Raw genomic sequence first — 25943 nt, forward strand, 5'->3', positions numbered from 1 at the left:
CAAAGATGGCAGCGATTGCCTTCTTCCTCAGGAATCAATTTAATGTGTGGAACATACATAAGCCCCAAGGCATCCTTTACGTGGTTGGAACATACAAACATGGTGAGAATGGACTCCTTTCGCATTATCTTATTTAAAGCTACCGCCTTGGACAGCTACTAAACAAGAGCGTCCAAAGGTTTGACCAGGGTATGGATTCCAGGTCTCAGGATGCTGAACATCTAGGAATAATGTTTTTTCATCTGGAGTTAACCATGGACCTGTTAGTTCACTGCCTTTTGGACCTGAGGCAAATTGGAAAGGTTCCCCGTATTCTTTTCCATCAGTTGGAATCATGAACACACCACAGTTTTTATAAGCAGCATATTGATTCGTTTCGGATGCACCAAAATCTTCAACAACCCATAGGTTCCCTTTGCTGTCAAAGTGAAGATTGTCTGGGCAAGTAATCCCGCTTTGCTGTCCGCCAGCAACAAATACTTCAAATGTGAAGGCTTCACTAGCATGGTCGCCATTTGCAGGAACAAAGCGAACAATTTGACCATGGAAATTACCGTGACCAGTGTTGTTTGTTAATGCTAAGAAAACAGTGCCGTCATGAGGATGAATTTCTACATCTTCCGGACGATCTAATTTCGTACCGCCAACGGCAAGACCTGCTGCACGTGCATTTGTTAAAACATCCGCTTGGTCAGCAAATTGTTTCTGAAGAGTAGAATTTGTTGCATAGTCAAGCGCAACCCATTTTTGATCTTTCATATTGGCCACATATAAAGTTCCGCTTTCTAAAATATCGAAGTTGGCTTCACGACTAGCAGGATTGAATTTCTTATTGCTGATGAATTTGTAGAAACACGCGTCACCTTTATCATCACCCATGTATACTACAACTCTGCCATCATTGGTTAAGCCCATTGCTGTATTTTCATGTGCAAATCTGCCAAGGGCAGTATGCTTGCGAACAGGTCTAGCAGGATCAAACGGATCCACCTCTACAACCCAGCCATAATGATTATCGTTAAAATTCGGCCAGCCATAGTCATCGCCATATTCTGTATTTTCCTCACAGGAAAGAACGGTATTCCATAGAGTACGACCGCCAGAGCAGTTGCCTAATGAGCCGACAACACTTGTAGCACCTGCTACATATTTGCTTCCGCGGGCTGGACCCGTTAATTCAATCGGAGTATTGCCATCAACTCGGCGATTGTATGTATCATTTACTACAAGCTTCCATCCATTTTTTTCTTTCTTAACGTGAATAACAGATCCGCCGACTGCTTCTTTTTCCATTTTAAGAAGCTCAGGATAGTTTGCTAGATTTTCCTTTTTAAAAGTAGATTCATTGATTCCTAACATTTTCATATAGTTTCCTGGTTCCGGGAACTCATGATTCACCCAGATTAAGCCTTCTTCGGAATTGTTTCCGCCTTTTAAACTATCAATAGGAAAATAGACTGTAAGGTCAGCGGCATCTCCAAATTTCTCGCCCTTTGAGTTAATGACATCTCCATAGGAAGCGATAATCGAATAGTCATATCCATTTGGAAGTACCACATCGTTTTCCCAGGTGCGACTAATTGGTTTGAATGGTGAAGTAAGTGATTTGCCCTTACCCGATGGTTGTCCATTCTGTAAATGGTTTCCAGTCATAGCGTTTCCGGTTAAAGCTCCAATTCCTGATGAAGCGGCAACCAGTGCGGCAGTACTGCTTCCAACATATGTTAAAAATAAACGGCGATCCATTTAATCATTCTCCCTTTTTAGCTGGTTTAATAACTTCACTTATGATTATAGGCAGTCCCGATTTCAATGTTAATTAAGGGAGTGTAAAGATTTGTTAAGAAGTTTTAAAGTGTTTTAATTATCTGTAAATTTTAGAAAAATGGTCAAAAAGGCCGATTTAAATGACGAAAGATATAGTTTATACAATTGATAAGATTTTCTTATTCTTTTTCATTAAAAATAACAAATTTCTTGAAGGATATGGATGGATTATACTGTAATTAACAAACAGGAGGTGGGCCAAATGGAGTACATTTTCCTTTTCTTTATCGGCATTTGTGCCACTACACTCGGTACTCTGGCTGGAGGAGGCGGGTTAATTAGCCTTCCTGCTATGCTGATTTTGGGGATACCCGTTCACTCTGCAATTGGGGCAAACAAGGTATCGAATACGATTAGTTCCTTTTCAAGCTTCTATCACCTATTGAAAAAGAAGGAAATTTCCCTTAAGGAATCATGTTGGATCATCCCCGTTAGTCTAGGCGGCGGGATAACTGGCGGATTCATTGCCTCCAAACTGTCAGGAGAGTATATGTTTATCATTGCACTCGTTCTACTCATTTTCGCCTTCGGTACATCGTTTATTGGAAAAGGAAATTTCACCGGTAAAGAGCCTTTAAAAATGAATAAGATCAGTATCACGGGGCTTTATGGAATTGGGATATATGATGGACTGTTCGGACCTGGCCAGGGAACGCTTATGCTGTATTTATTTGACTTTTTGAATATCGCGTATATTCGCGCAGTGGGTCTTGTCCGTCTTGCCACTTTTTCAAGCTGCTTTGGGGCAGCAATTTCGTATATCGCTTCGGGGAAAATTATTTGGCCATTTACAATTGCCCTTCTCCTTGGCTCATTGACTGGTGCGCAAATCGGTGTACGGTTAGCTGAAAAGCTGAAACCGATTGTGGTAAAAGTCATCTTACGTTTTGTAACAGCTGCGCTTATTATTCAAATCGCTGTCGAACAGATAATTTGAATTACTTTTATGGATTGTTGAATAATAAGGTAAATGGAGGGATCTAGACAATGGAAGGTTTTCATCAAAAACCCAATATCTATGTGGGCGAAGTTACGCTCAAAGTGGAAAATTTAGATAGGGCATTAACTTTTTATCAAAACTTAATTGGTTTTCAAGTTTTAGAAAAAACAGATCAGAAAGCAGTTTTAACCACAGATGGGAAAACTGCATTACTTACACTTGAACAGCCTGAAAATGTGATACCAAAAGAAGGGCGAATGTCGGGGCTTTATCACTTTGCCATTTTGCTTCCTAGCCGTGCTGATTTATCCGTCTTCTTACGTCATTTTCTTAGTACTGGATACCCGCTCGGTGCTGCCGATCATTATGTTAGCGAAGCACTTTATATTACCGATCCTGATGGAAACGGGATTGAAGTCTACCGGGATCGCCCTTCAAAGGAGTGGACTTGGAATAATGGGTTAGTGGATATGGCTACGGTAGAACTCGATGGAAATGGGATATTAGCTGAAAGTAATGCAGAATGGACGGGCTTGCCTGCGGGGACAATCATGGGCCATATTCACCTCCACGTGGGAGATTTACAGAAGGCAGAAGAATTTTATACAAAAGGACTCGGATTTAAAGTGGTAAGCCATTATCCACAAGCGGTCTTTTTATCAACAGGCGGTTACCATCACCATATTGCCATTAACACTTGGCAGGGAGTGGGAGCAGCTACACCGCCAGAAAATAGTGTTGGTTTACATTGGTATACACTCGTCTTTCCGGATGAGGCAATAAGAGAAAGTGCTGTCAAACAACTAAAGCTATTAGGCTTCCCTACACAAAAAGAAGCGGATTATTATTTAACCAGCGATCCATCAGGAAATCAAATACGGTTAAAATGAAAATTAACTTCTAGCAATTTAAAGATGAAAAGAGACTTGGGGTAACCTAATGTCTCTTTTTTATTTGGGAATAATCAAAATATAACACCAAGTTGCAACATTTCAATAATATACTAATCGCAAATGGCAGGAAACATTGTATAATAGATTTTGCTAAATCCTTTAAATATAGTTTTTTGAAAGGGGTTTCAAGTGAAAAAGCTTATTTTCGTTTATGTTATTTTAATCAGTGCCTTTCTTATATATTTAGTAAACTATCAATCACAGGAATTGACTGCAAGTTCTAATTGGAAAGGGGAAGGACTACAGGGGGATATAGATGAAAAATATGTCATGGTTACATTCCTAGTTGGAATTGATTATTGGAAAAATGTCGTTAAAGGATTTGAGGATGCTGCACAAGGACTAAATGTATCCGTAGAATATCGAGGAGCAACACAATATGACGTGAATGAGCAAATCACAGTTCTTGAACAGGTAATAGCTAGGAAACCATCAGGGATTGCAATCTCTTCGATGCACCCAGATGCGCTAAGTGCAACCATTGACAAAGCTATTAATACAGGGATTCCTGTTGTCATGTTTGACTCTGATGCACCCGACAGTAGAGCTTATTCCTTTTTAGGAACTGATAATTATAATGCAGGTGTTACAGTAGCTCATAAAATGGCTGATTTAATAGACAATAGTGGTAAGGTCGCCGTGATCTCCTTACCAAATCAACAAAATCACATGGATCGCACGAGGGGATTTCAAGAGACCGTGGAGAAGCAGTACCCTAATATTGAAGTGGTAGCGATTGAAGACGGAAAAGGTGATGAGTTAGTTTCAGGAAATTTGGCGGTTGATATTTTAAAAGAACATCCTGATTTAAAAGGTGTGTTTGTAACAGAGGCAAATGGCGGTGTTGGGGTTGCTAAAGCAACGAAAACTCTAAATTTAGACAAACAAGTAACAATTATTGGTTTCGATACGGATAAACAAACTTTAGATATGGTGAAAGAAGGAGCCATATCCGCCACAATAGCTCAGGGGACCTGGAATATGGGTTTTTGGTCATTACAATATTTGTTTGAACTTAAACATCGACTAATTGAACCGAAAAGTGCCCAGTCCATAGCCAATAATCAATCACCACCGAAAATGGACACGGGTATAACAGTTGTGACAAAAGAGAATGTTGACAGCTATTATGCGAAGTAAGGCAACTTAGAAAAGAGTGATAATGTTGAAAAAAGTAAAATCATTTGAAATAAATGATTTACCAATTCGTTCCAAAATAATTGTGCTATTACTTGTAATTAGTATTCTCCCTTCTATAGGTTTTGGTTCCTTAGTAAGTATCGCAGTAGATAAAATTATTGAAAAACAAGCATCTGAGCATACACTCCAATTAATTGGGCAGGCAAATAAGTCACTAGAATCTTACGGAGAAACTATGCAGGATGTCTCTTATTTAATCTCTTTCAATCCAGATATTATTCGTTTTCTACAAGGTGAGGAATATCAGGGTTCAAATGATAATTATCAACTTAAGAAATTCTTGCAAGGTTTCACAACGGTTAATCCTGAAATTGCAGGAATCCTTGTGGTAAATAATGAAGGTAAGTATCTTAGTAACGAGTTGTATCCCAGAAATATCAAATCACTGACGGAAGAAAGATGGTATCAAGACGCAGTAGAGAATAAAGGCATTTTTAAATTTATTGGCCATCCTGCAGACAGAAGCTTGAAATCTCATATCAATTATACAGATAATGAAATTGTTGCAGGTGCACGAGCAATAGTAGATCCTGAAACGGAAAAGGTGATTGGTGTCGTCTTAATCGATTTAAAATTACGAGTAATCTCGGAAATAATTGAGGATGTTCGTTTAGGTAAATCAGGTTATTTGATGGTTATTGATGATGAGGGTGAGGTCATTTATTCCCCGCAGGAATCGCTAGTAGATAGGATTCAGCTAAATTGGTTTAAAGAAGACTCACCAAACTCATTCTCAAAAAAAATAGATGGGAAAAACATGCAGTTTATTTATAGGAAGTCTCCTTTTACGAATTGGACGACAATCGGGGTATTTTCTACAACGGAATCTGTTATGGAGGTTCGACAAGTTAACTTTTATGTTATTAGCTTTTTATTTATTGTTTTTGCATTTGGTATTGGTGCCTCCTATTATTTGTCTTATTCGATGTCTAGGCCTATAAATCAATTAAATAGAATTATGAAAAAGGTAGAATCAGGAGATTTATCAACTCGTTATAGGGGTAATCGTGCGGATGAAATTGGTATGTTAGGAAGAAGCTTTAATACGATGATTGAACAAATTAACAAGCTTATTTCCTTAATGCAAATTCAGGGCCGGCAAAAGCGGGAGGCAGAATTACAGGCACTTCAAGCGCATATTAAACCACACTTTTTGTATAATACGCTCGATACGATTAATTGGATGTCTCGGAAAAAAGGGGCATTGGATGTTGCGGAACTAGTGGAATCTTTATCACAGCTTTTTAGAATTGGACTAAGCAAAGGAAATGACATCATTTCATTAGAAAATGAAATTGAACATATTTATAGTTATCTTAAAATTCAGACAGCAAGATATAAGGATAAATTGAATTATAGTATTTCAATAAATCCTGAACTAAACAATATAAAAGTTGTAAAACTAGTGCTGCAGCCTATTGTGGAAAATGCAATTTATCATGGGATTAAGGAACGGCGAGGACCTGGATATATTACTATTACTAGTGAAGTAGCTGAAGGGAATTTAGTCATTTATGTAAAAGATGATGGTGTAGGAATACCCGAGGAAAGACTTTGCAGATTAAATGAAAGTTTGGCTGTTTCTTTTGATAGTCTTGAAGAAACAAGAAATCGGGAAGCTATCGGTTACGGAGTCATGAATGTACAAGCCAGAATTAAATTAACCTTTGGGGACCCGTATGGAATAAGTGTTGAAAGTGTCCAGGGAAGAGGTACAATGGTAAAAATTCTACTTCCAATAAATACCGAGCAATGACAACAATGGACATAATGGGGTGTTATATTTGCAGGAGTATTTAAAGGTTTTAATTGCGGATGATGAGCCGATAATTAGAGAAGGCATTCGATATTCGATTCAATGGAATGAAATTGGAATGGAGGTTGCAGCAGAAGCAGAAGATGGGGAAGAAGCTTTAGAATTAGCGCTAAAATATGAAATTGATATTCTTTTAGCTGACTTAAATATGCCAATTATGAATGGATTAACATTAATTAAAAATATTCGCAAAAGCCTGCCGCATTGTAGAGTAGTAGTTATTTCTGGATATGATGAATTTCGGTACGCTCAGGAGGCATTACGGCTACAAGTGGATGATTATATTTTAAAGCCTATTAAACCCGATAATTTAACGGATATCCTTGAAAAAATAGGTGAAGCACTTAAATCTTTGGCTGCTCAAAGGAAGTTTTTAAAGGTTGCTTCTAATCAAATAGTACAAAATACGTTTATTATTCAAGAGCAGTTTTGCAGAAACTGGATAGCTAGGAGCTTTACAGGAGAAAAGATCAAGGAACAGTTGCAATTTTGGGGACTCCCCGAGGAAAGGCCCAATTTGCTAGCTTGTATCCGAAGTCAGGAATTTGAAAGTAAACAGCAGCTTATAACAGAGTCGGATAAAGAATTAATCCTATTTGGGGTAAAGAACATTGTGTTAGAAATATTTGAAAAGGAACCAAGGCTCGTTTTTGGTGACCCCTCTTCTGGGTTACTTTTTATCCTATTATGGGGACATGAGTACGATGAATTATTTTTAACACTCGAAAAGAACATTCAAAACTATCTAGACGTATCGGTTACAATTCATACGGAAACAGTCACAGGGGATTTTGATAATGTTCCTTTTGTTTATGAAAGCTGTTTAAAGAAAGTATATGCTGAAGTTCCTGTTTCTCCTATCGTAAGAAGGGCGAAAAATATTATTACTGAATCGTTTACAAATCCTGATTTTACATTAGAAATGGTTGCCCAGCTGTTACAAGTATCACCTGTCTATTTAAGCAGGACGATTAAACAAGAGCTGGGGACATCCTTTGTCGGTTTAGTTACCCAAAAGAGAATCGAGAAAGCTATTAAACTATTATATACAACGGATCTGCATATGGTTGAGATTGCAGAGCAGACAGGGTATGCATCTCAGCATTATTTTAGTACGGCATTTAAGAAATTTGTAGGGGTGTCTCCGAACCAATATCGTAAAGGATTAACGCTGCAGTCTATTGAAAAATAATGAGCTGCCATTATTTTAACTTTTCCACAAGAGTTACTATTTTTTAGTAGCTCTTTTTTGCGTTTAAAATGTAAGCGTTTAAAAAATGTTAATTTTTTATAAAAATAGTCATTTTATTGAAAAGACTGGATTTGGATGTACTGTTATTATTTTTTAGAGACAGGAAAACACCCTGACTCATAAAAACTACTTAAAAGGGAAGTGGAAGACTAATGAAGAAAATGCTCTCATTAATCTTGTTGTTAACCATGATGTTCATACTTGCTGCATGCGGAAGTAAAGAATCTTCTGGTGACGCTGAAAAAGGTTATGTAGGAATTGCAATGCCGACAAAGTCCTCTGAAAGATGGGTACATGATGGAGACAACATGGTAAAGGAGTTTGAAAAATTAGGATATAAAACAGATTTACAATATGCAGAAGATGTTGTTGAAAACCAAGTCTCCCAAATTGAAAACATGATCACAAAGGGTGTCGACGTACTAGTGGTTGCTTCTATCGATGGTGAAGCACTAACAGACGTTTTATCAAAAGCTAACGATGAGAAAATTAAAGTAATTGCCTATGATCGTTTAATCAAAAACACAGAGCACGTTGAATACTATGCAACTTTTGATAACTTTAAAGTCGGTGTACAACAAGGTACTTACATTGAAGAAAAATTAGGATTAAAAGATGGAAAAGGCCCATTCAACATTGAATTATTTGCAGGTTCACCGGATGACAATAATGCATACTTCTTCTTTGATGGTGCAATGTCAGTTTTACAGCCATATATTAAATCTGGAAAATTAGTCGTAAAGAGTAAACAAACTTCATTCGAACAAGCTGCCACTTTAAGATGGGATGGGGCTACTGCTCAATCCAGAATGGATAACCTATTAAGTGCTAACTATGCTTCTGAAAGGGTGGACGTAGTTCTATCACCATACGATGGTATTAGTATCGGAATTATCTCCTCATTAAAAGGAATCGGTTACGGTTCTGCCAGCCAGCCGCTTCCAATAATTACAGGACAAGATGCAGAATTAGCATCTGTTAAATCAATTATTGCTGGAGAGCAAACACAAACAGTATTTAAAGATACTCGTGAACTAGCTAAGAAAGCAGTAGAAATGGCAGTTGCGGTATTAAAAGGTGAAAAAGCGGAAGTGAATGATACAGAAACATATGACAATGGAAAGAAAGTCGTTCCTTCTTATCTATTAGAGCCTGTATCTGTTGATATCGAAAACTATAAATCTGTATTAGTTGATGGCGGTTATTGGAGCGAAGACGATCTTAAATAGAGAATCCTAGAAAATGATTTAGTGGTTTTTTCATAAGACCACTAAATCATTTATGCAGTTTTCGTAACGATGGTTGTTAAAATCTTAAAGACGATTTTAACGCGGGAATAGTTATTTTCCGCTTGTGAATCTAGTTGCAAGCTCTTTTCTTTCCAAGAAAAGAGCCCTCATTTATTACATTATGAAAGTGTGGTGTTAGAATGTCGGAGATTATATTAGAAATGAAGAGTATAACAAAAGAGTTTCCGGGCGTTAAAGCACTTGAGAATGTTAATTTGCAAGTGAAAAAAGGGGAAATTCATGCACTAATGGGCGAAAATGGTGCAGGAAAATCAACTTTAATGAAGGTATTAAGTGGAGTATACCCGATTGGAACGTATAGTGGGGATATTCTTTTTGAAGAAAAGATTTGCGAGTTTAAGGATATCAAGCAAAGTGAAGATTTAGGAATTGTTATTATTCATCAAGAATTAGCATTAATACCGGATTTATCAATAGCAGAAAATATTTTTCTAGGTAATGAACAGGCAAAAAAAGGTATTATCAATTGGAACGAAACGACTCTTAAAACAAAAGAACTATTAGCAAAAGTAGGTTTGTCTGAAAACCCTCACACAAAAATAACCGATATTGGTGTTGGTAAGCAGCAATTAGTAGAAATTGCAAAAGCACTATCTAAACGAGTAAAATTACTAATTTTGGATGAACCGACTGCGGCATTAAACGAAAATGATAGTGAGAATCTCTTGAATTTATTACTAGAATTAAAAAAGCAGGGAATTACAGCTATCATTATTTCACATAAATTGAATGAAATTTTAAAAGTAGCGGATTCAATTACAATCCTTCGTGACGGACAAACAATTGAAACGTTAGATGTTCATGGTGAAAACATTACAGAAGAACGTGTCATTAAAGGTATGGTTGGGCGTGACTTAACCAATCGTTATCCAAAAAGAGAGCCTAAAATTGGAGACGTTATTTTTGAAGTGAAAAACTGGAATGTTTATCATCCTTTGCATAGTGAGCGCAAAGTGCTGGATGATATTAATTTTAAAATTAAAAAAGGCGAGATCGTTGGAATCGCTGGTTTAATGGGTGCCGGAAGAACAGAACTTGCCATGAGCCTTTTTGGTAAAACATATGGGCAGAAGATTAGCGGGAACATCTACTTGAATGGTGCGGAAGTTCAGTTTAAAAGTGTCGACCAGGCGATAAAAAAAGGGCTGGCCTATGTATCGGAAGACCGAAAAGGAAACGGTTTAATTTTAATGGATGATATTAGAAAAAATATCTCACTTCCAAGTTTGTTTTCTATCTCTAAAAATAATGTCATTAACGAAAATCAAGAAATTATTGAAACGGAAAAATTTCGTCAAAAATTAAATATCAAAACACCGAGCATTTGGCAATCTGCTGGGAACCTAAGTGGGGGGAACCAACAAAAAGTTGTATTAAGTAAGTGGATTTTTTCTAATCCTGAAATCTTAATTTTGGACGAACCTACCCGTGGAATTGATGTTGGAGCCAAGTTTGATATCTATACCATCATTAATCAATTAGCAAATGAAGGCAAAGGTGTTTTAGTGATTTCTTCTGAGCTTCCGGAAATTTTAGGGATTTGTGATCGAATCTATGTAATGAGTGAAGGCAGAATCACTGGAGAAGTAGACAGAAAAGATGCCACTCAAGAAAATCTTATGAAATATATGACGAAGACGAGGGGGTAAAAAAATGCAAACGCTAGTAAGCATGGCGAAGAAAAATTTAAGATCATCAAGTATGATTATTGCATTAGTTTTTATTATGCTGCTCTTTCAAATCTTAACGGAGGGCATACTTTTAAAGCCTTTAAATATAACAAACTTAATTCTACAAAACAGTTACATTTTAGTGTTAGCAATTGGTATGGTATTAGTCATTATTACAGGTCATATTGATCTTTCTGTAGGATCGATTGCAGCCTTTGTCGGGGCCATAGCTGGAATATTAATTGTTACCTATCATGTCTCAACACCCCTTGCTATCATTATTTCATTATTAATTGGAGCGGTCATCGGAGCTTGGCAGGGATTTTGGATTGCTTATGTTAAAATACCAGCCTTTATTGTTACTCTCGCTGGGATGTTATTGTTCAGAGGTTTAACAATGGTTGTCTTGCAGGGACAATCGATTGCACCATTTCCAAAGTCATTTCAAGGTATGAGTTCAGGCTTTATTCCGGATTTATTTGGAGGAGGAGAAACCCATCTTTTAACCATTGTGATTGGTGTCCTATTATCGGTTATTTTAATTTTTACAGAATTGAAGAATAGAAGAACTCAAATGAAATATCAATTTGATGTTTCTCCAACAAGTGTATTTGTTGCAAAACTAGCAGTTTTGGTAGCTATTCTTCTGGTATTTTCATATGTGCTTGCGACTTATAATGGTATCCCCAATATTTTAATTATCTTAGCAGTATTAATTCTTGTTTATACATTCGTTATGAGAAAGACCATTATTGGCCGCCATATTTATGCAATTGGCGGAAACGAAAAAGCAGCGCTGCTTTCAGGTGTAAAGACCAAGAGAGTTACATTCTGGGTATTCGTTAATATGGGTGTACTATCAGCGTTATCGGGGTTAATCTTTGCTGCACGTCTGAATGCTGCAACTCCGAAGGCGGGTAACCTATTTGAATTAGATGCCATTGCAGCATGTTTCATTGGAGGCGCCTCCGCGTATGGCGGTATCGGTACTGTTCCCGGTGCGATTATCGGTGGTCTTGTAATGGGTGTTATGAACAATGGTATGTCCTTAATTGGCTTAGGTATCGACTGGCAGCAAGCCATTAAAGGACTTGTTTTACTAGCGGCTGTTGCGTTTGATATTTATAACAAAAATAAGGCAGCTTAATAGAACGGAAGACAGTTTGCAGCTGTCTTCTTTTTTTTGTTTATTAATAACTGGGAAAATATTCAATATTTGTTGTTTCCCGACGGAAATAGTGATATAGTACATTACAACAGTAATGTACTATATCAGAAAGGAGGAATTGGGTTGATTCTTAATATGGACGGAACAAAACCGATCTATCTGCAAATTTCAGAGTGGCTGGAGAGAGAGATTCTGAACGGAAATTTTGAAAGTGATCAAAAAATTTACTCCCAGTATCAGCTTGCAGAAATGTTTACGATTAATCCCGCTACGGCAGCCAAGGGATTAACGCTGCTGGTCGAGGAGAACATTTTATATAAAAAACGTGGACTTGGAATGTTTGTGGCAAGTAATGCGAAAGAAATCATCACGAATAAACGAAAGGATCAAACCCTAAAGCGATTAGTCGTTGAAATAGTAATGGAAGCGGAACGGTTAGATGTAAGCAAAGAGGAATTGATCCAAATGATTCGCAATGTAAAAACAGGGGAGGCGGGGAAATGAACGTCGTTAATTGCAGAGGACTGACCAAGGTTTATAAGGGAACAAAAGCACTTGATCATCTTTCATTTACCATAGAGGAAAATAAGATTACCGGTTTAATAGGACGAAATGGTGCGGGGAAAACAACGCTTCTAAAAATCATTGCCGGCTTTATGAGAGAAACAGCAGGAGAAGTGGAGGTTTTTTCCGAAAAGCCGTTTAACAATCTCTTTGTTTCTGCCAATGTTATTTATATAAATGATCAAATGAATTTTCCAACCGCATTAACGTTAAAAGAAATATTAAATGTGGCAGCAACCTTTTATGAAAATTGGGACCACGAGCTTGCTATTCGTCTTTTTGACTACTTTTCCTTTCATCCAACCCAACAGTATAACGATCTTTCAAAGGGGATGAAAAGCACGTTTAATATAATCGTAGGTTTGTCTGCTCGATGTGCCATAACCATGTTTGATGAGCCGACAACCGGGATGGATGCGGCAGTAAGAAAAGATTTTTATCGGGCTATGTTAAAAGATTACCTTGCTTATCCCCGAACCATTTTACTCTCTAGCCATCACTTAAATGAGATTGAGGATTTAGTAGAAGACATCTTGCTGTTAAAAGATGGGAAAGAATATCTTCATATGCCAATGGCAGATTTAAAAGGCTGGGCGATTGGCGTACAGGGATTGACTGCGCATGTGAAAGAATGGATACAGGATAGAGAGGTCATCCATTTAAAAACCATCGGTCCAGATCGTATGTATGCAGTGGTCAGAAATGATTTTACTGAGTATGAAAAGCTTCAGTCACAAGGCGCAGGGCTTACCTTTATGCCGGTTTCTTCAAGTGATGTATGTGTGTATGTAACAAGTAAAACGAAAGGGGGAATCGATGATGTCTTTATCTAAGATTAGTATGTTTGATATTGTTAAAAAGCAATATATCTATAAGCTTCGGGCATATATTCAGGTGTTTATGTCCCTGGTCTTTATTCAGATGTTAGGAATACTTTTCTCCTTTAACGGTGTTGGGATGTCAGGAGGAGGCAGTAATACGCTTGGAGTGAATGTCCATTTTTATTCTGCAGATATAGTGATTGCTTTCACGATTGTTTGGGCGATTATTTCTGCTATTCTTATCACTACTCAGGCATATAGAAATGATGATTTTGTATTTATTACAAATAGAAAAAGCAGTAATTTTTCTAATATGTTGTTCTTGTTGACTGCTAGTATCATTGGTGGCATAACGGCCATCATGTCCACTTATGTAATGAAAGTATTGATGTATGTATTGGAGCGAGCTGAATATCTATCGAGTCCCATTGCTGCATCTGAAATGATTATTGGTTTTGGTGCTACCATTCTCTATGTTTTACTTGGTACTGCAATCGGTTATTTTATTGGAACCCTTGTCCAGCTTAATAGGTTATTTGTTGTTTTGGTACCGGGTGTATTCATTGGAATGATTGTGCTTGGAGCGGGAAGTATGGATGGGGGATTTTTTCAAGATATGATTAAATTTATTTTTATGGAGTCATCCTTCGCTTTATTTTTTATAAAAATAGTAATTTTGGTTACTCTGCTTTTTTCTAGCTCGATGCTGCTATCGAATCGATTGGAGGTGAGGTAGATGGTTTCTATTTTGCCTCTATTAATCATCTTAATTATCATAATTGCCATAGTAAGAATGTCGAAGAGCAGCGGTAGGAAGAATTACTTCTTTGGTAAGCCAATTCGCTGGCTTTTTGGTGGATATTTAGCCATCCTGGTCATCTGTGCTGGCTTAAGTCCCTTGCTGCCGGAGGACGAAAAAATTGACAAAGCCATTGATGTAAATAATCTAGACCGTGCGGGTATCGAGTTATACGAGACAGCACTTGCGGGGAATATTGATAAGGTGGATAGTAACTATATCAAAAAGACATGGAATCTGGAGTATCAAAATCAACAACTTGCAATAATTTCTCCAAATGAAGAATATATCGAAACGTCGATCATTGTAAAAAGAAAAACAGTGAATGATGGCGGAATTGATGCGGTCTACTTTAAATCGGGGTCCAGTGTTAATGGAATGGACATCTCGGATTTAGAAAAACCACTTCGAATGAAGATTGAGAATAATACGATGAGGATAGAGAATCCAGAAAAATTAGAACTAAAATTCACCCAATTCCAACAAGCATTCCCAATTAGCCAATTTACAGGAAAGGGCGGCTTCAGCCATTCCCATAACTTCTATGAAGGAACCAGCATCCTTTACCTAAAAGTTCCCAAAGACCTAAAAATCAACGCCCCATCCGAACTTAATGTACAATATGTGGAGTAAGGAAATATAGCGGCGAAAAATAATAGTGAAAAAATATTGGTGACAGGCACCGTCGGTGTACAACTGTACGCCTGGGGTGGACAGTCACTTTTTATTGATTAATATATCCCTTGGAGAGGAGCGGGACATTTGAATACTACTATCACTCATAAACAGATTAAAGAAATGTGCGGAACTGTCTCCTTTAAACGAGGGGATTCTTTTTATAGAGCGGGAAAGGTTTCTTTTGATTATTATAGTCCTATTCGTTGTGTGGCAAGTGTCAAGGGAACGGAAGATTTTTATGTCACTGTAAATATAGAAGAGACTGGAACCCTTCGGACGTCATGCAGCTGTCCAACACTCATGTCGGTGAAAACAGAATGTCAGCATATCGCGGCGGTATTACTGGCGCTTTATGAACATCAACAGCAAGGCACAACGCCAGTCGTGACGACTGGAAGTCAAATGGATTCAGCAGCCAAACAAGAGCTGACCAAAGGACTGCTCACCATTTTTACCGACCAGCCTAAACGTTCAAGCGGTCATCAGCTTCATTTTGAGAATAGAAAAGTACTTGGAGCAGCGTTTTTATGTAAGCCAGTGGAAATTCGAAAAGGCATCGAATTACTTGGAATTCAAATGGAAATTGACTATGTAAAAGTCAATAATATTCGAGATTTCCTTATTGGGATTAAAGAAGGGCATTCTAGTATTCTTGCTGACACTTTCACCTTCGATCCAAACCAGCATTGTTTTCAAAAAGAAACAAATGATGTGATTATGCAGCTCAGCACCGTGCTCCAAGATGAAAAGGCTTATGTCAGTGCAATGCCAGAAACCTTAGAGAATACTTTTACATCTGACCAGCTGCTTATTCCACCATCTTCCTGGGAGCAGCTGCTTCCTTTATTGGTAAAATCACCAGCTGTAAACGTTGAATTTGAAGGGGAAACATATACAGGTCTTGATCTAACAGAAAAATTACTTCCATTAAAGTTTGTCTTTGCGACATCGGGAACCAAAGGCTATCACCTGAGAATCAAAGGGTTGAACCATCTACTTGTTTTGGAATCCTACCACTTTGTTCTATATAAGGGTAAATTCATTCGAATGCAAGAAAGTGACTGCAAACGATTGGCTGGCCTAAAAAGGATGTTAGATAATTCAAATACCAATCAAATCGAGATACCCCATGACCAAATGGATTATTTTTTAGAAAAAGTGGTCCCTGGTTTAAAAAAGCTAGGTGAGGTGGAACTGCCTTATAACGTAACTGACAGATATAAGAAGACGCCTTTGATTGCCAAGCTTTACTTGGATCGTGTTAAAAATCGGCTGTTAGCTGGTTTAGAGTTTCATTATGAAAATATCGTGATAAACCCATTGGATAACCCAAGGGAGCAGAAAAAGGGCCCCATACTAATCAGGGATCTGGAAAAGGAAAATCAAATCCTGGCACTGATGGAGGAGAGCGCGTTTGCGCATACAGACAGCGGTTATTATTTACATAACGAGGAGCTGGAGTATGATTTTTTGTATCATGTGGTGCCCAAACTGCAAAAGCTGGTACAAATTTATGCGACCACGTCTGTACGAAACAGGATTTTTAGAGAAAATACTATTCCGAAGATACGGGTAAAGGTAAAAAAAGAGCGGACCAATTGGCTCGAATTCAAATTTGAAATGGATGGAATCCCGGAGAAACAGATAAAAGAGGTTTTGGCCGCGCTTGAGGAAAAACGCAAATATTACCGCCTCCGGAATGGTTCCCTTCTTTCATTGGAAACAAGAGAGTTTGAGGAAATCAACCGGTTTCTACAGGCAGTTCCCGTTCAGGCTGAGGATTTAGAAGCAGGTTTGAACATGCCCATTGTTCGCGGAATGAAGCTGATTGACTCTGTTGAAGACAATGATACGTTTACTTTAGAGGAGTCGTTCCGTCAGTTTCTAGAAACAATAGGTAATCCGGGGAGGATGGAATTTGAGGTCCCTGAATTGTTAGCACCGGCTTTGAGAGACTATCAAGTTCATGGTTATAAATGGATGAAAACACTTGCCAGCTATGGATTTGGTGGAATTCTAGCAGATGATATGGGGCTTGGGAAAACCGTGCAAAGTATTGCCTTTATTCTTTCGGAGCTGCAAATCATTCGAAAAAGAAAGCTTCCGATTCTCATTGTCTGTCCATCTTCACTGACCTATAACTGGCTTAGTGAAATAAAGAAATTTGCTCCTGTTTTACGAGCTGTCATTGTCGATGGAAGTAGAGAAGAGAGGCAGGTAAAACAGAAGGAAGAGGGAGTGGCAGACGTCGTCATTACCTCTTATCCATTGCTGCGAAAGGATATTGCTTGGTTCGAGAAACAAACTTATCACACCGTGTTTTTTGACGAAGCACAGGCCTTTAAAAACCCGATTACACAAACGGCAAGAGCGGTGAAGAGAATCAAGGCCGACCACCGATTTGCCCTTACAGGAACACCAGTAGAGAATTCGTTGGAAGAGCTGTGGTCTATTTTTCATGTTATATTTCCGGAACTTTTTCAAGGACTTAAGGAATACAGTCATTTAACACGAAAGAAGATTGCAAGGAGGGTCCGGCCATTTTTACTGCGAAGGTTGAAGGAAGATGTGCTTCTTGAACTCCCAGAAAAAATTGAATCGATTGATTTAGTCGAGCTACTGCCAGAACAGAAGAAGCTCTATGCGGCTTATTTAGCAAAACTGCGGCATGACACCCTAAAACATCTAGATAAAGACACTCTTCGAAAAAATAAAATTAAAATCCTTGCTGGTTTAACGAGGCTGCGGCAAATCTGCTGTCACCCGTTATTGTTCGTAAATGGCTATAAGGGGAGTTCAGCAAAATTTGATCAGCTGCTGCAGATTATAGAAGAATCAAAGCAAGCGGGCAGGAGGGTGTTGATTTTTTCCCAGTTTACGAAAATGCTGGAGCTGATTGGACGGGAAATGGCTGTCCAAGGGTTACCATTTTTCTATCTTGATGGACAAACCCCATCAGAAGAACGTTTAGAACTTACCAATCGATTTAATGCTGGCGAACGGAACCTTTTCCTCATATCCCTGAAGGCGGGTGGGACTGGTCTCAATCTAACAGGTGCGGACACGGTCATCCTTTATGATCTTTGGTGGAACCCGGCAGTTGAAGAACAAGCAGCCGACCGGGCACACCGAATGGGCCAAACCAATATTGTGCAAGTCATCAAAATGGTTACCCGAGGGACAATCGAAGAAAAAATGAATGAGCTGCAGGAGAAAAAGAGAGAATTAATAGAAGAAATTATTGATCCGAGCGAGAAAGGGAATTCTACCTTAACGGAGGAAGATATTCGGGAGATTTTGATGATCTAGGATACGCGACTTATTGTTGGTGATGTGGCTTGTCCCTAGTGGAGTGACCGAGCAAGCAACAAAATTCAAATTACGGTAACTCCAGACCTAGTGAAGTGAACAAGCACTCAATAAAATTCCCTTTACATTCATAAAAAATAGGCTGCCAAACTTGAAAGTGACGCAGCCTATTTTTTTCGTTTATCGAGTCTCTTTTAATCATTCTGAATATATTAATTAAATTAACTAACTATGTTATACTATACAGATATGAAACCGTTAGATGGGGGATTTTTTATGCAGCAGCGTGGCACTTTTCAATTGATGAAATCCGTTAATAAATCAATTATCTTAAATAAGATTCGTACCTCAGAACCAATATCCAGGGCACAAATTGCCAAAGAAACGAGTCTTACTCCCCCGACCGTCAGTACGATTGTAAAGGAATTGATTGAAGAGGGGTTGGTAAGAGAGAGTACTTTGGGACATTCAAGCGGCGGGCGGAAGCCAACGATGTTACATATCAATCACAGTTCACTTTACGTCATTGGGATTGATGCCGGGCCAGAAACGATCAAAGGTGTTCTAACGGATTTATCGGGTGAAATTTTGCAACGGACTTCTAGCCCTATAAAAAAACCAATAACGAATGAGGTATTCCTTTCAATTTTAAAAGAGAATATATATACCATTTTAAAATCAACTGAAATCAGCCATGACAAAATCATTGGTATCGGTATTGCCATGCACGGCGTTGTGGATGTTGAAACCGGAACTTCTCTGGTTGCCCCAATATTAAACTTAAGAAATATTCCCATCAAAGAGGCATTGGAGGAGGAATTTAATCTAACGATTAAGGTTGAAAATGACGCCCGGGCGATGGCGCTTGGTGAATCATGGTTTGGCGGTCATGGTGAAACGGAAAGTATGGTTGCTGTCAATATAGGCCGTGGTGTCGGTGCCGGAGTTGTCATGAACGGAAAATTGTATCATGGTGCTCAGGGAATTGCAGGAGAATTTGGTCATATGACGATTGATATGAACGGCAGTACTTGTGAGTGTGGAAATCGTGGTTGTTTTCAAACCTTCGTAAGTGGAGCGGCGATTGCTGAAAGGGCAGAAAGACAGGGAAATGAGAGCAAGGGAATCCTGACAGGAAAAGAAGTATTTGAATTGGCACAAAAGGGTAATCCCTTATACAGAGCCCTTCTTCATGATACCGGTACGATTATCGGTGTCGGATTAACAAACTTAATTCACTTACTAAATCCGCAAAAAATAGTTTTAGGCGGAGGGGTTATGAAGAGTGAGGAATTCATTATGCCTGCCATTCTTGAAACCATTCAGCAAAGAGTCTTGACTTCAGAGGCAAGAAATACGGAAGTTACTGTCACGCAGCTTGGTGATGATGCCACATTGCTAGGTGCGGTGTCCCTGCTGTTGGTAGAGTTATTTAACCCTATAAAAGAAATAGGCTGATCCCTTTTTCGTCAGGGGGGTGTGTTTAGATGAGAAAATATGGTATTAGTAAACTCTGGCGAAAATATATATAGAAATTGGTTGATGTGCTAACAGGTAACTGTTAAAGGAGGAGAAATATTTGGAACAAACATTATTAATCATTGATGCTCAACAGGACTTAATGGAAGGTAATAATGAAGAACAAGGAGTTTTTGAAAAAGAAAAAATCATCAATAACATTAACACAGTAATTGAAAAGGCGATAAATAATAGTATCCCCATTGTTTTTATAAGGGATCTAGATGTTGCGAATGGTAAGGGACCTGGATTTCAGATACATAAAGATATTAGAGTACCACCCACTGCTACCATATTTGATAAAGCTGCCACAAATTCGTTTTATGGCACTCCATTACTCGAACATTTAAATACAAACAATGTAGAACATCTTGTAATAATGGGATGTAAGACAGAACATTGTATTGATACAGCTGTTAGAACAGCAACAATCAATCATTTTGATGTAACATTAGTTGGAGATGGACATTCTACCTCAGACTCGAAAACTTTATCGGCAGAACAAATAGTTCTTCATCACAATGCAACTCTTCACGGTCATTATAATGTAGATAATTTTTCAGTTGTTAGAAATACAGATGAAGATTTATTTATCCCTATTCACAATAAATACCGTTAAAATATTTATTAAGGTTTCGGTATCCCTAATAAAGAACCTCGCCAATTACTATGGCGAGGTTTGCCTTTTTTATTTTTAGTCTTCTATTAGAAAGGTAAAAATAGTTTGTTTGTTATAATCTTCTCCTGCATTTAGAATCACCGTCGGAAATCCTTCGTGATGCAAGGAGGCAGGTGATGCTTGAGTTTCGAAACAAACGCCTAGGTGTTTACGGGAGGATCCTTCTGCTAATTTCAGACCTTCCTCCATAGTGTTTGATGTATACATGACCATTCCAGGTTCATTTGTATTCACGAGCATGACGCGGCCGCTATCAGGGTCTAGCAGGTTTGCTTGATGTTCCTGGGCATTGTCAAAAATAAAATAATGATCATACCCGCTTCCGGCGACTTTATTTTGCTCGAAGTCATTGTTAAACCCTTCTTCAAGTGCACGTCCGCTGCGGAAATCAAATGATGTCTCTGAAACATTTAGCAGCATACCAGTGGGAATAAGGTTTGAATCCAGCTCAACGAACTTGCTGCTATCAATCGTTACTTGATGATTGTGAACCGTATTTTTTAAATTGCCGCTTAGATTAAAATAAGAATGGTTTGTCAGTGTAAGCGGGGTAGTTTGATCACTTTTTGCTGCATAATCAAGGATGAGTTGATTTTGGTTATTTAGCGTATAAGTGACCTTTATTTCTACATTTCCAGGATATCCACTGTCCAAATCAACGCTTCTATGGCTAAGAGTTAATCCAACTTCTTCATCAGATTCAAAGGTGCTTGCTTCCCAAACTAGTTGATGAAGCCCGCGAGGACCGCCATGCAAATGGTTTTCTCCATCATTTGCAGCTAATTTATACGTTTCTCCATTCAGATTAAAGGAGGCACCTTGAATTCTGCCTGCAACCCGGCCAATAATAGCACCAAAATAATTCGGATTTGCTTGATAATCTTCATAATTACGATAACCCAGAACAACATTTTCAATGTTTCCATCGCGATCGGGAACCATGATTTTGGTAATAATTCCTCCGAGGTCTAGTACACTAACACTCATGCCGACGTCATTGGTTAACGTGTATTCTATCCATTTTTCGTGAATCTCTTTTTTTTCTATTCTCATTTGACTTCCACCCGTTTGTTTAATGTGTTAATAAATCGATTAAATGCTTCCTGTTCCTTTAATACCCCTGCATCCTGCAGTACCCTTACAAATTTCTTTCCTAGTTCTTCGCGTAAAATAGTTTCCGCTTGTTCTGAATCAGAAAGTGTGCCATATGCTGCTTTTATTTGGTCTGCCCATTCCTGATGATACTCTGCAACATGAACGGATTCGCCTAATAGAAAACTTTTAATTTCAGCAAGTTCATCTAATAGTCTTGGCGGGAGAACTGCAAGCCCCATAACCTCAATTAACCCGATGTTTTCTTTCTTAATATGATGTACGTCCGCATGGGGATGAAAAATCCCAAGTGGATGTTCATCTGTTGTCCGATTGTTTCTAAGTACTAGGTCCAATTCAAAGCTGCCATTTCGTTTCCTGGCAATCGGTGTAACTGTATTATGCGGGGTTTCGCCCGTATAGGCAATAACATCTGCTTGTTCATCAGAATAGCCTTTCCAAGTTTGCAATATATTATCACCAGCCTCGAGCAGGGAGGCTTTGTTTTTGCTCCTTAAACGGATAACAGACATCGGCCAGTTTAAAACGGCTGCATGGATTTCTGGATATTTTTTCAACTCAAAAGTAAAGGCATCCTCTGCCCGCGTCATGCCGAATTCATAGCAGCCGCCCTGATAATGGTCATGACTTAAAATAGAACCTCCAACAATAGGTAAATCCGCATTTGAACCAATGAAGTAATGAGGGAATTTATCTGCGAATTCAAGTAATCTCTCAAACGCATTTCTATCAATCTTCATATCACGATGTTCCTCAGAAAAAACAATACAATGTTCATTATAATAAACATATGGAGAGTACTGCAAAAACCAGCTTTGCCCTGAAAGTGGTACATGGATAATCCTATGATTGGCACGTGCAGGATGACCGGTTCGCCCTGAGTAGCCTTCGTTTTCTTTACATAACAGGCATTTTGGATAATGAGCAGTTTGTTTCATTTCACGTTCGCGTTTTATTTGCTCCGGGTCTTTTTCCGGCTTGGAAAGATTAATGGTAATATCCATGACACCGTAAGCAGTGTCTACCTTATAAGAGATGTTTTTGGCAATCCGATTTATTTGAATGTAATTATTGTTTTTACTTAGGTTGTAAAAATAATCCGTTGCTGCTTGAGGTGAGTCCTGATGCTTTTGGTTAAATACAGCATTCACAACAGAAGGTCTAGGGACAAAGCAGTTCATAATGTTGGCTGCGAGAATTTCCTTATCATCAAAGACGTTTTCTATGACACCTTGTTCAACAGCATAAATAGTAATTTTTTCAATGAGGTTTGGGATTGTATCCTCACTTGGTACTACTTCCTTATCAGGAAAAGCCTCAAGCTTTAGCAAGCTCATTACCTGGTTTCGAACATAAATCTGATCAGCAGCTTCAATTAATTCCACTTCCAACGCTTTCTGAATAAGTCCATTTAGTAGTTGGTAAATCATGTTCACCCTTCCTTCCCATATCCTTCTGGATGTGCGGAATGCCAATTCCAAGCGTCACTGATAATCTTAGTAATGGAAGTACGTGTTGGATTCCAGCCTAATATTTGTTTTGCCTTATCAGAGGAAGCAATTAATATGCTTGGGTCGCCTGCTCTGCGTTCACCAATTACAGCAGGAATTTCCTTGCCTGTAACATCTCTTGCAGTATCAATCATTTCTTTAACGGAGAAACCTTGATTGCTTCCAAGGTTGAAAACATCACTGCTATTGCCTTCATTCAAATATTCTAAAGCGAGCAGATGAGCATTGATTAGGTCTTCTACATGAACATAATCACGAATACACGTTCCATCAGCTGTATCATAATCTTCACCAAAAATCATGATATGTGGACGCTGTCCTAATGCTGTTTGCAGGATAATCGGAATGAGATGTGATTCAGGACGGTGGTCTTCGCCGATTTCTCCTGTTTCTCTCGCTCCAGCCACATTAAAATATCTTAGTGAAACATATTTTATACCGTGCGCCTGCTCGGTCCACTTGATCAGCTTTTCCATTGCAAGCTTTGTTTCACCGTACGTACTGGTTGGATTTGTCGCCATTGATTCTGTTATCGGAACAGCTTCTGGTTCTCCATAGGTGGCTGCTGTAGAAGAGAAAACGATTTTTTTGACACCGAATTCCACCATAGCTTTTAGTAAAACTTGTGTACCGTACACATTGTTATCATAATATTTAAGCGGGTTTTCCATCGATTCACCGACAAGTGAATTGGCTCCAAAATGAATGACCGCATCAATGGATTCTTTTTGAAAAACGGAGCGAAGGAAATCAATATTACGCATGTCACCTTCATAAAAAGCTGCCTTTGGATGGACTGCCCCTTTGTGACCGGTTTCAAGATTATCTATTACCACAACCTCTTCTCCTTGGTCGATTAATTGATAGACAGCATGTGAACCGATATAACCTGCTCCTCCTAAAACGAGTACACTCATCTTTACCACTCCTCAGAGATTTCTTTTGCGCCATCACCAATGGCTGCGGTGTAGAACGTTGCCTCATAGCCAACTTTTTCGCGATATATATTGTTAATATTTTTCTTAAAATTATCTATTTGGTCCTCCGCAACAACAGCAATCGCACAACCTCCAAATCCTGCTCCCGTCATACGTGCTCCTAAGACACCGTCATGTTCCCAAGCTGCCTGTACAAGGGTATCAAGTTCAAGGCCCGTCACTTCATAATCATCCTTTAAGGATAGGTGAGAAACATTCATTAATTTGCCAAATCCCTTGAGATCACCTTGTTGAAGTTTTTCTAATGCTTCTAGAGTCCGTGCATTTTCGTAAACTGCATGCTTTGCACGTTTTTGATTTATTTCAGTACGAATTAGGTGCTTATTTTCGTCGAATTGTGATGGTGTTAATTCTCCTAAACTAGTAATTGCTAGTTTCGACTGTAGGTCACTAAGCGCTTGTTCACATTGGGAACGCCGTTCATTATACTTCGAACCGGCTAAAGTACGTTGTTTATTTGTATTCATAATCATAATCACATAATTGTCCAATACGATGGGTGCATACTTGTATTCTAAGGTCTGACAGTTAAGAAGAAGAGCATGATCTTTTTTTCCCATCCCAATAGCAAATTGGTCCATAATCCCGCTGTTTACACCGATGTATTCATTTTCAACCTTTTGTCCGAGTTGAATCATAGGAATACGATTTAGTTTTAGATCAAAAAGTCCATTTAACAAAACACCTGTTGCCAGTTCAATGGATGCGGAGGAGGAGAGACCTGCACCATTTGGGATATTTCCATAAAACAAAACATCTGCACCTTGTTGAATATCATATCCAGCTTCTTTTATAAAGAGGATCATGCCCTTTGGGTAATTCGCCCAATTATCGTTCTCGTTAAAAGCTAAATCTGGTAAATTGCATTCGATGATACCGATTTTAGGGAAATTCATACTGTAAAAACGAAAAGTTTGATCGTCACGTTTCTTTGCTAGTGCATAGGTTCCATAGGAGATAGCAGCAGGGAAAACATGACCGCCGTTATAATCCGTATGTTCACCAATTAAGTTAATCCTGCCTGGGGCAAAAAAAGTTCTTGGTGTTAAAGGTGTTTCAAAAATAGATTGAAATTCGCTTATTAGATTGAGAGTGGTGTTCATAATGCCTCCTATATAGATGAAAAGTAAATTTTTATTCGTATATTTAAGGTTTCTGCTTAATTAATTAATTTAATTAAGTTACTACAAGTTTACTGCGAATCGCATCAAGAGGCAATAAAAATATTAAAGAATAATCCATTAATTTTGTTAGGTATCACAAAGTTTGTGGGTCCGGACTTTAAAGCATGATACCACAGACTTATGTGTACATTAGGTAAAATAAGAATGTGGTTTCATTTGGGATGGTTTGAATTAAGGGTTGTGGTAAAACATGGTATTTGAATAATGCTCTTGATTTGTATCCGTAAAGATAGTAGTATAGTAATTCCCCGATAGGGGAACTGAAACAAACCATTGATTTTATTTGAAATTTGAAAAAAATGTTGACATATTATTTTATTCATAGTAAAATAATTTTTGTTGCCAATTACGAAAAGATATTTCGAAAAAGTAATTGACACGAACAAACAAGCGATGTTATACTAACATCCTGTTCCGAAAAGTATTGTTCTTTGAAAACTAAACAAACAAGAACGTCAACAAAAAATATTAGTTTCTTCTATAGAAACTAGCCAACGTAACAAATGAGCTATATCAACTTTCTTGGAGAGTTTGATCCTGGCTCAGGACGAACGCTGGCGGCGTGCCTAATACATGCAAGTCGAGCGAATCTTGAGGTGCTTGCACCTCATGGTTAGCGGCGGACGGGTGAGT

General features: G+C 38.3%; 20 protein-coding genes and 1 rRNA gene. 16 read left to right on the forward strand and 5 right to left on the reverse strand.

All coding sequences use genetic code 11. From position 1 onward, the window contains the following. Positions 1-129: 129 nt before the first annotated feature. The gene (locus V7108_RS03855; RefSeq protein WP_335516698.1) at positions 130-1746 is read right to left on the reverse strand and encodes a PhoX family protein; all 1617 of its coding nucleotides are present in this window, start codon (positions 1744-1746) and stop codon (positions 130-132) included. Between the two features lie 283 nt (positions 1747-2029). Here V7108_RS03855 and V7108_RS03860 point away from each other — a divergent pair, with 283 nt between their 5' ends. The 15 genes from V7108_RS03860 (at position 2030) to V7108_RS03930 (ending at position 20444) form a co-directional block, all read left to right on the forward strand. Next, on the forward strand, positions 2030-2764 hold the full coding sequence (locus V7108_RS03860; protein WP_335516695.1) for a sulfite exporter TauE/SafE family protein: 735 nt from the start codon (positions 2030-2032) through the stop codon (positions 2762-2764). A 50-nt stretch (positions 2765-2814) separates the two neighbouring features. Beyond that, the gene (locus V7108_RS03865; RefSeq protein ID WP_335516692.1) at positions 2815-3657 is read left to right on the forward strand and encodes a VOC family protein; all 843 of its coding nucleotides are present in this window, start codon (positions 2815-2817) and stop codon (positions 3655-3657) included. A gap of 192 nt (positions 3658-3849) precedes the next feature. Next, positions 3850-4860, forward strand: a complete 1011-nt coding sequence (locus tag V7108_RS03870; RefSeq protein ID WP_335516689.1) for a substrate-binding domain-containing protein — start codon at positions 3850-3852, stop codon at positions 4858-4860. Between the two features lie 22 nt (positions 4861-4882). Beyond that, entirely contained in the window at positions 4883-6676 is a 1794-nt protein-coding gene (locus V7108_RS03875; RefSeq protein WP_335516685.1) for a sensor histidine kinase, read from the forward strand. 19 nt (positions 6677-6695) lie between these two features. Next, the gene (locus tag V7108_RS03880) at positions 6696-7928 is read left to right on the forward strand and encodes a response regulator transcription factor (protein WP_420489088.1); all 1233 of its coding nucleotides are present in this window, start codon (positions 6696-6698) and stop codon (positions 7926-7928) included. Between the two features lie 212 nt (positions 7929-8140). After that, positions 8141-9217, forward strand: a complete 1077-nt coding sequence (gene chvE / locus V7108_RS03885; protein ID WP_335516679.1) for a multiple monosaccharide ABC transporter substrate-binding protein — start codon at positions 8141-8143, stop codon at positions 9215-9217. A gap of 200 nt (positions 9218-9417) precedes the next feature. Next, complete coding sequence (gene mmsA, locus V7108_RS03890) at positions 9418-10947, forward strand: multiple monosaccharide ABC transporter ATP-binding protein (RefSeq protein WP_335516676.1); 1530 nt, start codon at positions 9418-9420, stop codon at positions 10945-10947. Positions 10948-10951: 4 nt separating this feature from the next. Beyond that, entirely contained in the window at positions 10952-12115 is a 1164-nt protein-coding gene (gene mmsB, locus V7108_RS03895; protein WP_335516675.1) for a multiple monosaccharide ABC transporter permease, read from the forward strand. A 144-nt stretch (positions 12116-12259) separates the two neighbouring features. Further along, the gene (locus tag V7108_RS03900; RefSeq protein ID WP_335516673.1) at positions 12260-12640 is read left to right on the forward strand and encodes a GntR family transcriptional regulator; all 381 of its coding nucleotides are present in this window, start codon (positions 12260-12262) and stop codon (positions 12638-12640) included. After that, on the forward strand, positions 12637-13533 hold the full coding sequence (locus tag V7108_RS03905; protein ID WP_335567387.1) for an ABC transporter ATP-binding protein: 897 nt from the start codon (positions 12637-12639) through the stop codon (positions 13531-13533). The genes V7108_RS03900 and V7108_RS03905 overlap by 4 nt, the downstream gene beginning before the upstream one ends. Then, a complete protein-coding gene (locus V7108_RS03910; RefSeq protein WP_335567388.1) occupies positions 13520-14257 on the forward strand; it encodes a hypothetical protein in 738 nt (245 codons plus the stop codon). The genes V7108_RS03905 and V7108_RS03910 overlap by 14 nt, the downstream gene beginning before the upstream one ends. Continuing rightward, positions 14258-14953 (forward strand): hypothetical protein, encoded by a 696-nt coding sequence (locus V7108_RS03915; RefSeq protein ID WP_335567389.1) that lies wholly within the window; start codon positions 14258-14260, stop codon positions 14951-14953. It begins immediately after the preceding gene. Between the two features lie 129 nt (positions 14954-15082). After that, entirely contained in the window at positions 15083-18307 is a 3225-nt protein-coding gene (locus V7108_RS03920) for a DEAD/DEAH box helicase (protein ID WP_420489157.1), read from the forward strand. A 276-nt stretch (positions 18308-18583) separates the two neighbouring features. Beyond that, complete coding sequence (locus V7108_RS03925) at positions 18584-19765, forward strand: ROK family transcriptional regulator (RefSeq protein ID WP_335567390.1); 1182 nt, start codon at positions 18584-18586, stop codon at positions 19763-19765. Between the two features lie 121 nt (positions 19766-19886). Beyond that, on the forward strand, positions 19887-20444 hold the full coding sequence (locus V7108_RS03930; protein ID WP_335567391.1) for a cysteine hydrolase family protein: 558 nt from the start codon (positions 19887-19889) through the stop codon (positions 20442-20444). Positions 20445-20519: 75 nt separating this feature from the next. Here the strand turns inward: V7108_RS03930 and V7108_RS03935 are convergent, their stop codons facing one another. The 4 genes from V7108_RS03935 to V7108_RS03950 are packed head-to-tail and all read right to left on the reverse strand — an operon-like array spanning position 20520 to position 25229. After that, positions 20520-21557, reverse strand: coding sequence for an aldose epimerase family protein (locus tag V7108_RS03935; protein WP_335567392.1), 1038 nt, complete (start codon positions 21555-21557; stop codon positions 20520-20522). Further along, the gene (gene galT / locus V7108_RS03940) at positions 21554-23047 is read right to left on the reverse strand and encodes a UDP-glucose--hexose-1-phosphate uridylyltransferase (protein WP_335516650.1); all 1494 of its coding nucleotides are present in this window, start codon (positions 23045-23047) and stop codon (positions 21554-21556) included. Before galT ends, V7108_RS03935 begins: the two co-directional genes overlap by 4 nt. 2 nt (positions 23048-23049) lie before the next feature. Next, the gene (gene galE / locus V7108_RS03945; protein WP_335516647.1) at positions 23050-24045 is read right to left on the reverse strand and encodes a UDP-glucose 4-epimerase GalE; all 996 of its coding nucleotides are present in this window, start codon (positions 24043-24045) and stop codon (positions 23050-23052) included. A 2-nt stretch (positions 24046-24047) separates the two neighbouring features. Then, positions 24048-25229: a galactokinase gene (locus tag V7108_RS03950; protein WP_335567393.1), complete on the reverse strand. Its 1182-nt coding sequence runs from the start codon at positions 25227-25229 to the stop codon at positions 24048-24050. A 600-nt stretch (positions 25230-25829) separates the two neighbouring features. On the opposite strand from V7108_RS03950, the gene V7108_RS03955 reads away from it, so the two are divergent. Next, a 16S ribosomal RNA gene (locus V7108_RS03955) occupies positions 25830-25943 on the forward strand; the annotation flags it as partial.

This window comes from Neobacillus vireti (assembly GCF_036962345.1).
In the GTDB taxonomy this organism is placed as follows: domain Bacteria; phylum Bacillota; class Bacilli; order Bacillales; family Cytobacillaceae; genus Neobacillus; species Neobacillus vireti_A.

Coding starts and splice junctions, on each gene's coding strand:
- mmsA (WP_335516676.1), top strand. CDS start 9,418: ATGTCGGAGATTATATTAGAAATGAAGAGTATAACAAAAGAGTTTCCG.
- mmsB (WP_335516675.1), top strand. CDS start 10,952: ATGCAAACGCTAGTAAGCATGGCGAAGAAAAATTTAAGATCATCAAGT.
- V7108_RS03875 (WP_335516685.1), top strand. CDS start 4,883: ATGTTGAAAAAAGTAAAATCATTTGAAATAAATGATTTACCAATTCGT.
- galT (WP_335516650.1), bottom strand. CDS start 23,047: ATGATTTACCAACTACTAAATGGACTTATTCAGAAAGCGTTGGAAGTG.
- V7108_RS03910 (WP_335567388.1), top strand. CDS start 13,520: ATGTCTTTATCTAAGATTAGTATGTTTGATATTGTTAAAAAGCAATAT.
- galE (WP_335516647.1), bottom strand. CDS start 24,045: ATGAGTGTACTCGTTTTAGGAGGAGCAGGTTATATCGGTTCACATGCT.
- V7108_RS03935 (WP_335567392.1), bottom strand. CDS start 21,557: ATGAGAATAGAAAAAAAAGAGATTCACGAAAAATGGATAGAATACACG.
- V7108_RS03915 (WP_335567389.1), top strand. CDS start 14,258: ATGGTTTCTATTTTGCCTCTATTAATCATCTTAATTATCATAATTGCC.
- V7108_RS03925 (WP_335567390.1), top strand. CDS start 18,584: ATGCAGCAGCGTGGCACTTTTCAATTGATGAAATCCGTTAATAAATCA.
- V7108_RS03865 (WP_335516692.1), top strand. CDS start 2,815: ATGGAAGGTTTTCATCAAAAACCCAATATCTATGTGGGCGAAGTTACG.
- V7108_RS03905 (WP_335567387.1), top strand. CDS start 12,637: ATGAACGTCGTTAATTGCAGAGGACTGACCAAGGTTTATAAGGGAACA.
- V7108_RS03860 (WP_335516695.1), top strand. CDS start 2,030: ATGGAGTACATTTTCCTTTTCTTTATCGGCATTTGTGCCACTACACTC.
- V7108_RS03855 (WP_335516698.1), bottom strand. CDS start 1,746: ATGGATCGCCGTTTATTTTTAACATATGTTGGAAGCAGTACTGCCGCA.
- V7108_RS03950 (WP_335567393.1), bottom strand. CDS start 25,229: ATGAACACCACTCTCAATCTAATAAGCGAATTTCAATCTATTTTTGAA.
- chvE (WP_335516679.1), top strand. CDS start 8,141: ATGAAGAAAATGCTCTCATTAATCTTGTTGTTAACCATGATGTTCATA.